A 13574-nucleotide genomic window follows, 5' to 3' on the forward strand; every position below is an offset into this window, starting at 1 on the left:
CTAATCGTCCAATATCCAAGGTTAATCCTTAAATTTAAAACACGCGAAAGCGGACAAAATTTTTCAAATGAGTAAAAAGAAAAAATCAAAAAATAAAGCGTCCAAAGTCAAAGGTATAGATCACAATGGCATTAGTCAGCGCATCATGTCTTTACTAAATAATAACTTTGGGAAGTCATTTTCCATCAAACAAATCACCAAAAAAATAGAAGTGAGAGATGCTGGTTCCAAAGCCGCAGTCCCTCACATACTTTTTGATCTAGTAGATGCAGATAAGATCACTCGAGGGAGTGATGGTGGATTTACCTCCGCGCAAAAGTCCTCGAATATCATCGGTAAGGTAGATTTTGTCAATCCCAGATTTGCCTATGTCATCCCTGAAGATGGGACGGAAGATATTCTCGTCAAATCTGAAAATATGGGTCAAGCACTCGATGAAGATACGGTAGCTGTTCAAGTTTATCCTTCACGTAATAAGATGGGTCGACTTGAAGGTAGGGTAGTAGAGATCGTCCATAGATTCCGCACTGAGTTTGTCGGTAGGATAGAGATTTCTCCTCGCTATGCTTTTGTGGTGCCTGATTTTAAAAAGATGCATGTCGATATTTTTATCAGACCAGAAGATATTCATCAGGCACAGCATGGAGATAAAGTTATTGTCACATTAAAACACTGGACGGATCGGGATAAAAATCCTACGGGAGTAGTTGAGCGCGTCTTAGGCAAGTCAGGAGAGCACAATGCGGAGATTCATTCCATCATGGCTGAGTTTGGCTTGCCATTCGAATTTGAGCAGGAGGTAAGTGACTTTGCTGATCATATACCAGATGCTATCACGAAAGAAGAAATCAGTAAAAGAAGAGATTTCAGAGAAGTCACCACCTTCACGGTAGATCCAGAGGATGCCAAAGACTTTGATGATGCGCTTTCGATCAAGCCACTTCCTAAGGGAGGCTATGAGATCGGTATTCACATAGCCGATGTGACGCATTATGTCAGAGGACAAAATGTGCTTGAAAAGGAAGCTTATAATAGAGCTACTTCAGTTTATCTAGTCGATAGGACTATTCCGATGCTTCCAGAGCGTTTGTCAAATTTCTTATGTTCGCTAAGGCCTCATGAGGATAAACTGACTTTTTCGGCTGTCTTTGAGATGGATGAAAATGGAGACGTGCTGAATGAATGGTTTGGTCGTACGATCATTCATTCGGATAGAAGATTTACCTATGAGGAAGGTCAAGAAGCCATCGATACACAGTCTGGAGATTTCTATAAAGAATTGACGATACTCGACACATTGGCTAAAAAGCTACGAAAAAGAAGGTTTGAAAGTGGAGCGATCAATTTTGAAACGGTTGAAGTCAAATTCAAGCTAGATGAAAAAGGTACGCCACTAGGGATCATTCCTAAAGTAAGAAAAGATATTCATAAGATGATTGAGGAGTTTATGCTCCTAGCTAATAAGCGTGTAGCAGAATTTATTTTCAATAAAGAAAAAGGGAAACATACCTTTGTGTATAGGACGCACGACCGACCAGATCCAGAGAAATTGAGCACTTTCTCTACTTTTGCGAAGCGATTTGGACATGATCTCAAGATCGAAGATGAGCGAGTCTCCAAGTCTCTCAATAAGCTTATGGCAGATATTGATGGCAAGCCAGAGCAAAACGTACTAGAGCAGTTGGCCATCAGAAGTATGGCTAAGGCTAAGTACACGACAGAGACCAATATGCACTTTGGCTTAGCTTTTAAGCATTACACGCACTTCACTTCCCCTATCAGAAGATATCCTGATATGATGGTGCATAGACTTTTACAACACTATCTAGATGGTGGCAAGCCTGTAGATAAGGAAGATTTTGAAGCGAAATGTCTTCACTCTTCGGAACGTGAAAAGCGTGCCGCTGATGCCGAAAGAGCCTCTATCAAATACAAGCAGGTAGAATATATGGCGATTTCCGAAAAGAGACCTTACGATGGTATCATCTCAGGTGTCACAGAATGGGGGCTTTACATAGAAATAACAGAGACTAAGTGTGAAGGCATGGTGAGAATCTCGGATATCGAGGATGACTACTACAGCTATGACGAGAAAAACTATCGACTAGTGGGTCAAAGAAGTCAAAGAGTCTACACCCTTGGAGACAAAGTCACTGTGATAGTGAAAAATACAGATATAAACAGACGTACAATAGATTTGGAATTTGCGAATCCTGATGGAGACACTAAAAAAGTACCTGCAAGAGGTAGAAGACGTAATTAAAGCTCAAGCATACGGAGATCAGCCTAGAGAATTATACGATCCGATTAGCTATATCATGAGTCTAGGCGGCAAGCGACTGCGGCCGCTTCTGACGATCTTAGGTTATCGATTGTTTAAAAAAGACCATGAGCAGATCCTCAAAGCAGCGATCTCGGTGGAGGTTTTTCACAATTTCACTTTGATGCATGATGATATCATGGATCAAGCTCCACTTAGACGGGGACAGCAAACAGTCCATGAAAAGTGGAGTGAGCCAGTAGCTATCCTCTCTGGAGATGTGATGCTGGTACGTGCCTATGATTTGCTCTTGAGCGTACCTGCTGATAAACTGGCAGCTGTACTCAAGCGTTTCAACGCCACCGCAGCAGAAGTTTGTGAAGGTCAGCAGCATGATATGAATTTCGAGCAAGAGACAGCTGTCACAGAGGCTCGGTACATTGACATGATCAGGCAGAAGACTGCCGTGTTGTTAGGCTATAGCTTGGAGCTAGGAGCGATTTTGGCTGGAGCGGATGAAGCCTCAGCTAAAAAACTTTACGAGTTTGGCGTGAAGATCGGGATAGGTTTTCAACTTAAAGATGACCTGTTAGATGTATACGCGGAGCAAGATAAGTTTGGAAAGCAAGTTGGGGGAGATATCATTTCTAATAAGAAGACTTTTCTACTCATCAACGCCCTAGAGCGGGCAAATCACACACAATCGGGTGCTTTGAAATATTGGTTAGACCAAAAGGATTTTGACAAAGAGCAAAAAGTAAAGGCTGTGATGACCATCTATGATGAGCTACAGATCAAAGAGCTTACACTTCATAAAATGAATCAGTACTTCCAAGAAGGCTTTGCACTTTTAGATCAGTTGGATATAGATCCTGTAGGTAAAAAGGAATTGATAGACTTCGCTCAATATTTAATCGAGAGAGACAAGTAAGCTTATGAACGTGGATATTTCGCTTACTATAGTCCTGATTGCCATTACGGTATTGATCTCTTATTTTGGATTTAAAAATGAGACTTTCAGAAGTAAGGCTGTTATGAATGGCTACAAGGTCGTGCATGATCGTTCTTATTGGCGAATGATTCTCTCTGGCTTTGTACACAAAGATGAGATGCATCTGTTTTTCAACATGTTTACGCTTTACTTCTTCGGAGGAGTTTTGGAAAACAGCTTCGTGTATTGGTTTGGATTTGCTGGTTACTTCTGGTTTACCTTATTCTACCTGACAGCTTTGATTGTCTCTGATTTACCTACGCTGCTAAAGCATCGACATGACCCTTATTATAATTCTTTAGGAGCTTCTGGAGGAGTGTCGGCTATGGTTTTTGCCAGTATCATCATTATGCCATTTTCTGATATCTGCATTTTTGGTTTGATTTGTTTGCCGGGGATATTGCTGGGAGTGATGTTTCTAGCCTACTCCTATTACAAGAGTAAAAATGGCAATGATATGATCAATCATGATGCTCACATCTTTGGAGCGCTTTATGGCGTGTTATTTATGTTTATCATCAAGCCAGATTCACTTTTTAGCTTTATCGAAGAGCTCAAAGCTTGGATTGCATAAAGGTAATTATCTCAATGAAAGGCATAAAAAAAGTCAGTGTATCCAATACACTGACTTTTTTATGTAAAACTGTTTTTCTTAAGCTTCTGCTGTCTCAGCAGGAACTACAGATACGAAAGATCTTCCTTTGTATCCTTTTTTGAAGTTTACAGTACCATCTGTCAAAGCGAAGATTGTATGATCTTTACCAAGACCTACATTCTCACCTGGGTGATGCTTAGTACCTCTTTGTCTTACGATGATGTTTCCAGCGATAACAGCCTGTCCACCAAATTTCTTAACACCAAGACGTTTACTTTCTGATTCTCTACCGTTTTTCGAACTACCGGCTCCTTTTTTGTGTGCCATAATTATAAATTTTAAAGCTTGGTCAGTGACCTTGCATTATTTTACAATGTTTTCAATTAATACCTTCGTGAAGTCCTGTCTGTGACCATTCTTCTTTTTGTAACCTTTTCTTCTTTTTTTCTTGAAGACGATTACTTTGTCACCTTGGACGTGTTCTAGTATTTTACCAGAAACCTTGGCGCCAGCCACTGTGGGTGCACCTACTTCGATAGCTCCAGCATTATCAATGAGGAGTACATTATCGAACTCTACGGAAGCGCCAGCCTCGCCTGCCATGTATGGCGCATAGACGAACTGATCTTTTGTTACTTTGAACTGCTTTCCTGCTATATCAACGATTGCGTACATGAATGTATTTAGTTTATATGCAAAATGAGGCACAAAGATAGATTGATTTTTCAAAATATCCAAACACTCTGAAAGACCGATTGTAAATATTTTGAGAGTGTTAATTTTTTTCAAAAAATCCTAAGTGCTTCATTCTTAAAAATTCAATCAAGTATATCTTAAGGAACAGCTTCTTATAGGCTTGTTTTACAGTGCTTTAAAATGTGAATTATACTTTTTCTAGAACGGCATTTTTATAGATAAAAACTAACTTTTTTTACTTGTATTGTTGGGCTCATTTTACAATATTTGTTGAAGGATCAGCTAGTTCTACAGCTGCCTTACATCCCTAGTTATTACTTAGGAACCAATCAGTCAAATACTTATAAATTAAGTGCGAAAAGATTAAACTTTTTCGTTTGACCATTGATTGACTCTTACGAAAAGGGAACAAATTTTAAACACAAAAACACTAGTCATGCAACAGCAAGAGCCAATATTAGAGGAAAACAAAGGAAGATTTGTTTTATTTCCGATTCAGCACGATGACATCTGGAACTTCTATAAAAAAGCAGAAGCCAGTTTCTGGACCGCTGAAGAGATTGATTTGAGTCAGGATTTAAGGGATTGGGCCAATCTTAATGATGGTGAGAGACATTTCATTTCTCATGTACTTGCCTTCTTTGCGGCTAGTGATGGTATCGTCAATGAAAACCTTGCAGAGAACTTCGTGTCAGAAGTACAGTATACAGAGGCTAAGTTCTTCTATGGTTTTCAGATCGCGATGGAAAATATCCACTCGGAGACTTACAGTCTTTTGATCGATACTTATATAAAAGATAATGCTGAGAAAGACAGACTACTCAATGCTATAGATACACTAGACTGTGTCAAGAAGAAAGCTGACTGGGCACTTCGCTGGATTGACAATGGTAGCTTTGCCGAGCGACTCATTGCATTCGCTGCGGTAGAAGGTATCTTCTTTAGTGGGTCATTCTGCTCTATCTTCTGGTTGAAGAAAAGAGGTTTGATGCCAGGATTGAGCTTCTCTAATGAGTTGATCTCAAGAGATGAAGGATTACACTGTGACTTTGCATGTCACTTATACAATAATCACGTAGTCAATAAGCTGCCGAAAGCTACGATCACTCAAATCATCAAAGATGCAGTAGAGATCGAGAAAGAGTTCGTGACAGATGCTATCCCAGTAAAATTGATTGGAATGAACGCTGACTTGATGTGTCAGTATATAGAATTTGTGGCAGACAGACTTCTCAATGAGCTAGGCTGCGACAAGGTATGGAACTCAAGCAATCCATTTGATTTCATGGAGATGATCTCCCTACAAGGCAAAACAAACTTCTTTGAAAAGCGCGTAGGAGACTATCAAAAAGCGGGAGTCATGAAGGATAAAGAAAATACTTCGGTGAAGTTTTCTTTAGACGAAGATTTTTAAGTAAATTTTGAAAGCAAAAACATCAACAACCCCTAACCCCTAAAATTGTAATGTTAGTAGTAAAAAGAGACGGCAGAAGGGAGTCTGTGAGATTTGATAAGATCACAGCTCGAATAGAAAAGCTTTGCTATGGTTTAGATAGCAAGTATGTAGAGCCAATCGAAATCGCCAAAAAGGTGATCGATGGTTTGTATGATGGTGTGACTACTGCTGAGCTAGACAATCTAGCTGCGGAGACAGCTGCATCACTTACTACAAGGCACCCAGATTTCGCACTTTTGGCTGCGCGTATATCGATATCTAATCTGCACAAGACGACTAGCCAGTCTTTTTCTAATACGATGAAAAGACTCTACACTTACATCAATCCAAAGACAGGTGAAAATGCTTCCCTGATCGCAGCTGATGTATATGGTGTGGTGAAAAAACATGCAGCGACTCTTGATGCAGCGATCGACTATACAAGAGATTTTGCTTACGACTACTTTGGTTTCAAAACACTCGAGAGAAGTTATTTGACCAGATTAGATAATAAAGTCGTAGAGAGACCTCAACATATGCTCATGAGAGTGGCAGTCGGTATCCACAAGGAGGATATTGAATCTGCTATTGAGACTTACAATTTGCTTTCTGAAAGATGGTTTACACACGCGACACCTACGCTTTTCAATGCGGGTACGCCTAAGCCACAGCTCTCATCTTGCTTCCTACTCACGATGAAGGATGATAGTATCGATGGTATCTATGATACTTTGAAACAGACAGCTAAGATCTCTCAGTCTGCAGGAGGTATCGGGCTTTCTATCCACAATATCAGAGCTACAGGTTCTTATATCAAAGGGACAAATGGGGTGTCTAATGGTATAGTACCAATGCTCAGAAACTTTGACATGACTGCAAGATACGTAGACCAAGGGGGGGGAAAGCGTAAAGGTAGTTTTGCTATTTACTTAGAGCCATGGCATGCAGATATTTTTGCTTTCCTAGATCTGAAAAAGAATCATGGTAAAGAAGAAATGAGAGCAAGAGATTTGTTCTATGCCTTATGGATCTCTGATCTCTTCATGAAGCGTGTAGAAGCTAATGAAGACTGGTCACTCTTCTGTCCAAATGAGGCGCCAGGTTTAGCTGATTGCTATGGAGAGGAGTTTGAGAAACTTTATACCAAATATGAAAAAGAAGGTAGAGCTCGTGAAGTGATTAAAGCCCAAGACCTATGGTTCGAGATACTTGAGTCACAAATAGAGACGGGAACTCCTTACATGCTATACAAGGATCACGCAAACAGAAAGTCTAATCAGAAGAACCTCGGTACGATCAAGTCATCTAACTTGTGTACAGAGATCATGGAGTATACTGCTCCTGATGAGGTAGCTGTTTGTAACTTGGCTTCTTTGGCACTGCCTAAGTTTGTCACAGAAGACGGTAAGTTTGATCACCAAAAGCTATATGAAATCACTAAAGTAGTGACAAAGAATCTGAATAAGATCATCGATGTCAACTACTATCCAGTAGAGGAAGCTAGAAACTCTAACATGAGACACAGACCTATTGGTATTGGTGTACAAGGTTTAGCAGATGCTTTCATCATGTTGAAGATGCCTTTTGAGTCTGAGGAGGCAAAGGGCTTAAATGAGGATATCTTTGAGACGATCTATTATGGTGCGATGGAAGCTTCTATGGAGCTAGCAAAGGCTGAAGGACCATACTCTACTTTCGAAGGTTCTCCTGTGTCAAAAGGTATCTTCCAGTTTGACATGTGGGGTAAGACGCCAAAGTCAGGCAGATGGAACTGGGATAACTTAAAGAGAGAAGTGAAAAAGAATGGTGTACGTAACTCTTTATTACTTGCTCCTATGCCTACAGCATCTACTTCGCAGATCCTTGGAAACAATGAGTGTTTTGAGCCATATACGTCTAATATTTACACGAGAAGAACACTTTCTGGAGAGTTTATCGTAGCGAATAAGCACTTGATGAGAGATTTGATCAAAGCGGGTCTTTGGAGCGACTCTATGAAGAATAAACTCATAGCAGCAAACGGTTCAGTACAAAACATCCCTGAGATCCCTCAAAATATCAAAGATCTATACAAAACTGTATGGGAGATCTCTCAAAAGGTGATCATTGATATGTCAGCTGATAGAGGCGCGTATATCTGTCAGTCTCAGAGTTTGAACATTCACATACAGGATCCAAACTTCGGTAAGTTGACCTCTATGCACTTCTATGCATGGAAGCAAGGCTTGAAGACAGGTATGTACTATCTCAGATCTAAAGCTGCTGCTAGTGCGATCCAGTTTACTGTAACTAAGGAGGCGCAAGCTACGCCTACAGCAGAATCGCAGCCGACAAATAAGGACGAAAAGCAAGCGGCAATCACTTGCTCACTAGATGATCCTGAAGGTTGTGAGATGTGTGGAAGTTAATTGACTATTTTATATTGATTGATGAGAAAGGCTGTTCGAAAGAGCAGTCTTTTTTTATGAAGCTATGTGGAGAGGCTTTTGCCAACCAATTTTATAAGTCAAAACTTTATTTATTCTTAATTTCTAAGCACTTTTGTCAAAACGTCTGATGCTATGAAGATTCGCTTGAGAGATTTAAGGTTGATCGACAAACCGAATGATTTTTTTGACTTACTTATAGAAGATGGATACATCAGATATAAAGGTCCATCAAGCAAGTTTCCTAAATTAAATTGTGACCGCACTTATGACCTGAAAGGTAATTTTGTGTCTGCTGGATGGGTAGATATGAGAGCCCTTTGTGGTGAACCAGGATATGAGCACAAGGAGACTATTGCCTCACTGACAGAGACAGCCAAAAAGGGAGGTTTCACACATGTATGTGTGATGCCCAATACCAAGCCAGTCATCAATCAGAAAAGTGATCTGCAGTATTTTATCAAAAAAAGCCAAGATACTGGTGTGATACTTCATCCATTGGCAGCAGCTACGATCGACACAAAAGGCGAAGACCTTTCAGAAATGCTCGATCTTCATGCACATGGTGCTATAGCATTCAGTGATGGATTACATCCAGTACACAATGCCGATAGACTTCTCAAAATACTTCAATATTTAAGCAAGTTCGATGGACTGCTGATTAACCATAGCCATGATCCATTGCTCAATCTTTTTGGGATGATGCACGAAGGAGAAATATCCACTCGATTAGGGTTAAAAGGCATGCCCAGCTTGGCAGAAGAGGTGGCTATCATGAGAGATTTAGAGTTGCTTAGATACGCTGGAGGGAAAATGCACTTCACTTGTATCTCGACTGCCAGATCTGTCTCACTCATCAAGGAGGCTAAAAAAGAAGGCTTAAATGTAACTTGCGATGTAGCAGCATATCACTTGCTCTTAACAGATCATGACTTGATGAGCTTCGATACGAACTATAAGGTAAATCCACCACTTCGTACAGAAAGTGACGTCAAAGCTCTTATTAAAGGACTAAAAGACGGTGTGATAGATGCCATAGTGTCTAATCATCAGCCAGTCAATGTAGAAGGGAAAGATTTAGAGTTTGATCTAGCAGACTTCGGAATGATCAATTTACAAACTGTCTTCTCTCAATTGGTTGCTCTAGAAAAACAGGTTTCTCTAGAGCTTCTGCTTAAAAAAATCTCAGAGGAACCAAGAAAAATCTTAGGTTTACCGATAGTCAACCTTCTAGAAGGAGAAATGGCAGATCTTACGATCTTTGATCCAACAGCAATTTGGCGATATGATCAAAATAGTAATACCTCAGTGTCAGAAAATTCACCTTTTCTTGGACAAGAGTTAAAAGGAAAAGTCACAGGAACAGTACTAGGAACCAAGATCAATATCAATTAAAATATGCAGCGTTATTTAAGAGGAGGTTTGCCATTTGGTTTAGCAGGTGGTGTTTTGAGTATAGTTTTTTTCATGGTAATCTATTTTCTTGACAGAAATCCCATACAAAATCTATTGCTTTATGGCCTGGTCGTGACCCCCATTTTCCTCTTTTTGGGTATCAAAAACTTCAGAGATCATCAAAATGAAGGCATCCTATTTTTTGGACAAGGGATGACGGTTGGTTTTGTTATCTATATGCTGATGGCCTTGATTTCTGGTTTTTTTGTATTATTGTATGTGGGCTTGATCGATCAAGAGCTCTTGCAAGACTACACACTGAGTAAACTCAGCTATCTAGAGGAGCAAAAGACTACTTTGGTCAATCAAATAGGTGAGGAGAGCTATGATACGTTAGTGGCTTCTAACTCGGCTATTACCGTGTCAGATATTGCACTAGATGACATTTTTAAGAAGATCATTGCAGGTTTATTTTATACCATTATCATATCTATTATTTTACGTGTAACCAAAAACTAAATTTTTATGGAAAATCAAATGACTATCGGAGAATCAGCAAAAAAATGGGGTCTAATCTACGGACTCATCGGCTTTGTAGTAATTGTTTTATCTGATTTATTGGGACTTACTGGCAGTACATCAATGTCTATTGTAAGCTCTATAATCAATTGGGCGATTGCTTTTACCATGTATTTTTTAGCGACTAAAGAATACAGAGATTCAAATAAATTCATGTCTTTTGGCGAGGGCTTTAAGATTGTAATGTTAGTTGGTCTTTTAGGAGGTGTATTGAGGTCTTTAGTATTCTATATCTATATCAAGTTTATAGATACTACTTACATTCAGAGAATCATGGAAGCTTCACAAGAGATGCAGCGTCAAATGGGACTAGGAGACCAGCCTCAAGAAATGCCAGCAGGATTTGAGTTTTTCCAATCAGCAGAATTTATAGCTCTTTCACCTATATTCTCAGCGATTATTGGTGCGTTAATATTAGGCCTAATCGCAGCCGCTATCAATAAAAGAGAAGATCAGACAGCATTCTAATGCCCAAAAAAATAGATATTTCTATAGTTGTACCAGTTTACAACGAAGACGAATCACTTAATGAATTAGCTCAATGGATAAGCCGCGTGATGGAATCGCGCGGCTTTGCCTATGAGGTCATCATGGTAGATGATGGCAGCACAGACGATTCTTGGGAGGAGATTTGTAAATTATCAGAGATCTATCCGATCAGAGGGTTAAAGTTTACGAGGAACTATGGAAAATCTGCGGCACTAGATGTGGGATTTAAGGAAGCTATCGGAGATGTAGTGGTCACGATGGACGCTGATCTGCAGGATAGTCCTGAGGAGGTGCCAGCCATGTATGATATGATCATGCATGAGGGCTACCATATCGTATCAGGGTGGAAGAAGAAGCGATTTGATCCAATTTCTAAGACGATTCCTTCTAAATTTTTCAATTATATCACACGACTCATCTCTGGTATCAAGCTTCATGATTTTAACTGCGGCTTGAAAGCTTACAAGAGTAAAGTAGTCAAAAATATCTCCGTGTATGGAGAAATGCACCGCTACATTCCGCTGATCGCTAAGTGGAGCGGATTCAATAAAATAGGTGAAAAGGAGGTAGAACATAGAGCGCGTAAGTACGGTGTCACCAAGTTCGGCCTAGAGCGATTTGTGAATGGCTTTCTGGATCTGATTTCGGTGTCATTTGTTCATCGCTATCGCAAGAAGCCTATGCACTTCTTCGGTTCTCTTGGGACGATTTCCTTTTTGTCAGGCTTTTTGATCACGATCTGGCTGATCGCTCAGAAGATGTATAGCATACAGTATGGTCTAAAAGTCAGAGATATCGTAGATCAGCCGCTTTTCTTCTTAGCTCTAGTAGCGCTGATAGTGGGTGTCCAGCTTTTTCTCACAGGCTTCTTGTCTGAGATGATGACACTTAATGCCAATCGCAAAAATGACTACTTGATAGAGGAACGCACGGAAGATCATTCATGAGATTTTCGATCATCATCCCAGTTTATAACAGACCCTCTGAGATTAAAGAGCTACTTGACTCTTTGACCAAGCAGTATTTTGGAGATTTTGAAGTGATATTGGTAGAAGATGGCTCCACTCAGAAGTGTGATGAGATTGCTTCTGAATATGCAGGACAGTTGACGATCAAGTATTTTTTTAAAGAAAATGCTGGACAAGGTTTTGCCAGAAACTATGGGATGGAACGTGCTACAGGGGAGTATTTTGTCATGTTTGACTCTGACTGTGTCATTCCCAAAGAATATCTTTTGCACTTAGACGAGCAGCTGCAGCTTGACTACTTCGATGCACACGGTGGCGCGGATAGAGCGGATGAGCACTTCACTGTCTTACAAAAGGCCATCAGTTATAGCATGACTTCTGTGCTGACTACGGGTGGCATCAGAGGATCTCAAAAAGCTATGGATAAATTTCATCCGAGAGGCTTTAATATGGGCTTCAAGGCGTCTGTTTTTGAGCAGATTGGTGGATTCATAGATCCTAGAATGGGAGAAGATGTAGAACTCAGTATTCGCATCAGAAAGTCAGGTTTTAGGGTAGCATTCTTGCCAGAGGCTTATGTTTATCATAAGCGCAGAAATACACTCTGGTCTTTTGCCAAGCAAGCTTTCTCATTTGGCCGAAATCGAATCAATATCCGAAGGTTTCATCCAGAAGAACTCAAGCTTGTACACTTACTTCCTTTTTTCTTCTTGTTAGCTTGTCTTGGTTGGTTGGCTACAGGATTGGTTGCTCCTTCGCTTTTTTATTTAGGCGCTGGATTTTTAGGCGCTTATTTATTAGCCTTATTTCTGCACTCAGTGATAAGCACTAAGCAGCTTAGTGTAGGACTTTTGAGTGTATTCACAGCCTTTATACAGCTTAATGCATATGGCTTAGGGATAGCTGTAGAAGGACTGAAGCTTATTTTTGGCAGTAGTAAATCACCTCACTGAGAGGAAGTGCATATCTATGGACTATATCCTTGGGAAGTGTTTTTACCCAGTCGTCAGCAGTGACTTTCAATCCAGATAATCTCAATCGATCAGCATAGTCAGCTCCATACTTTCTCACGTGGTCACGCTGACCAAATAGTTTTTCTCGCAAAGCAGGATCTGTGATGCTAGTATCCTCTATCGTTTCAGCCATATCGTAGTAAACGGGAGATTGGATAATGGCCCAGCCATTGGGTTTCAGTACACGACTGATTTCCTGTAGGCTTTTGAGGTCACTTTCTACATGCTCCATCACGTGATTGCAAAAGACTACATCAAATGTATTTTCCTCAAAAGGGATTTGATGGATGTCCATTTTTACCTTGGCTAGCGGAGATTCTATGTCACCTGTGATATAGTCGAGATTGGTTAGTTTTTCAAATTTATCTAAGAAGCAAATCTCTGGAGCTACATGTAAGACCTTCAGCTGATCAGTGAAAAAGTTTGTTTTCTCTTTTAAATAAAGATACATCAACCTATGCCGCTCTAAGGCTAGACAGTTTGGGCAGAGGGCATTCTCTCTGGCTTTTCTACCATAGGGTAAAAACTTCCTAAAAGTACTCTCACAGACGGGGCAAGATACCTGATCACCTTTGTAAAATAAGGCAGTAATACGAAGCAAGTAGTGACTAAAAAGCTGTAAATATTTCCTAGGAATATATCGGATGGCAAAGCTGATAAGAGATTTCATTTTTTTGAATTTGGCTTCAAAGATAAGGTTTTTGGGATATTTGGGCTATGAATTATG

13 protein-coding genes are annotated in these 13574 nt (G+C 40.1%); 10 read left to right on the forward strand and 3 right to left on the reverse strand.

Going from position 1 to position 13574, the window contains the following annotated elements:
• The first annotated feature begins 67 nt into the window (after window positions 1-67).
• From rnr to I5349_RS11080, 3 genes are read left to right on the forward strand one after another with little or no spacing between them, the layout of a single operon-like run.
• Window positions 68-2263 (forward strand): ribonuclease R, encoded by a 2196-nt coding sequence (gene rnr / locus I5349_RS11070; RefSeq protein ID WP_226390836.1) that lies wholly within the window; start codon window positions 68-70, stop codon window positions 2261-2263.
• On the forward strand, window positions 2217-3191 hold the full coding sequence (locus I5349_RS11075; protein ID WP_226390837.1) for a polyprenyl synthetase family protein: 975 nt from the start codon (window positions 2217-2219) through the stop codon (window positions 3189-3191). Before rnr ends, I5349_RS11075 begins: the two co-directional genes overlap by 47 nt.
• Window positions 3192-3195: 4 nt before the next feature.
• Complete coding sequence (locus tag I5349_RS11080) at window positions 3196-3825, forward strand: rhomboid family intramembrane serine protease (protein ID WP_262895396.1); 630 nt, start codon at window positions 3196-3198, stop codon at window positions 3823-3825.
• 78 nt (window positions 3826-3903) lie between these two features.
• Here the strand turns inward: I5349_RS11080 and rpmA are convergent, their stop codons facing one another.
• Complete coding sequence (gene rpmA, locus I5349_RS11085) at window positions 3904-4173, reverse strand: 50S ribosomal protein L27 (protein ID WP_226390838.1); 270 nt, start codon at window positions 4171-4173, stop codon at window positions 3904-3906.
• Between the two features lie 36 nt (window positions 4174-4209).
• A complete protein-coding gene (gene rplU, locus I5349_RS11090) occupies window positions 4210-4521 on the reverse strand; it encodes a 50S ribosomal protein L21 (protein ID WP_226390839.1) in 312 nt (103 codons plus the stop codon).
• A 457-nt stretch (window positions 4522-4978) separates the two neighbouring features.
• Here rplU and I5349_RS11095 point away from each other — a divergent pair, with 457 nt between their 5' ends.
• The 7 genes from I5349_RS11095 (at window position 4979) to I5349_RS11125 (ending at window position 12787) form a co-directional block, all read left to right on the forward strand.
• A complete protein-coding gene (locus I5349_RS11095) occupies window positions 4979-5956 on the forward strand; it encodes a ribonucleoside-diphosphate reductase small subunit (RefSeq protein ID WP_226390840.1) in 978 nt (325 codons plus the stop codon).
• 50 nt (window positions 5957-6006) lie between these two features.
• Window positions 6007-8385, forward strand: a complete 2379-nt coding sequence (locus I5349_RS11100; RefSeq protein ID WP_226390841.1) for a ribonucleoside-diphosphate reductase subunit alpha — start codon at window positions 6007-6009, stop codon at window positions 8383-8385.
• A gap of 153 nt (window positions 8386-8538) precedes the next feature.
• Complete coding sequence (locus I5349_RS11105) at window positions 8539-9798, forward strand: dihydroorotase (protein ID WP_226390842.1); 1260 nt, start codon at window positions 8539-8541, stop codon at window positions 9796-9798.
• A 3-nt stretch (window positions 9799-9801) separates the two neighbouring features.
• Window positions 9802-10317, forward strand: coding sequence for a DUF4199 domain-containing protein (locus I5349_RS11110; RefSeq protein WP_226390843.1), 516 nt, complete (start codon window positions 9802-9804; stop codon window positions 10315-10317).
• A 6-nt stretch (window positions 10318-10323) separates the two neighbouring features.
• The gene (locus I5349_RS11115) at window positions 10324-10845 is read left to right on the forward strand and encodes a DUF4199 domain-containing protein (RefSeq protein ID WP_226390844.1); all 522 of its coding nucleotides are present in this window, start codon (window positions 10324-10326) and stop codon (window positions 10843-10845) included.
• The gene (locus I5349_RS11120) at window positions 10845-11813 is read left to right on the forward strand and encodes a glycosyltransferase family 2 protein (RefSeq protein WP_226390845.1); all 969 of its coding nucleotides are present in this window, start codon (window positions 10845-10847) and stop codon (window positions 11811-11813) included. The genes I5349_RS11115 and I5349_RS11120 overlap by 1 nt, the downstream gene beginning before the upstream one ends.
• Entirely contained in the window at window positions 11810-12787 is a 978-nt protein-coding gene (locus I5349_RS11125) for a glycosyltransferase (RefSeq protein WP_226390846.1), read from the forward strand. Before I5349_RS11120 ends, I5349_RS11125 begins: the two co-directional genes overlap by 4 nt.
• Here the strand turns inward: I5349_RS11125 and I5349_RS11130 are convergent.
• Window positions 12756-13517 (reverse strand): class I SAM-dependent methyltransferase, encoded by a 762-nt coding sequence (locus I5349_RS11130; RefSeq protein ID WP_226390847.1) that lies wholly within the window; start codon window positions 13515-13517, stop codon window positions 12756-12758. The two genes, I5349_RS11125 and I5349_RS11130, sit on opposite strands and share 32 nt — an antisense overlap.
• Window positions 13518-13574: the final 57 nt, after the last annotated feature.

This window comes from Penaeicola halotolerans (assembly GCF_016464625.1).
Classification (GTDB): domain Bacteria; phylum Bacteroidota; class Bacteroidia; order Cytophagales; family Cyclobacteriaceae; genus Penaeicola; species Penaeicola halotolerans.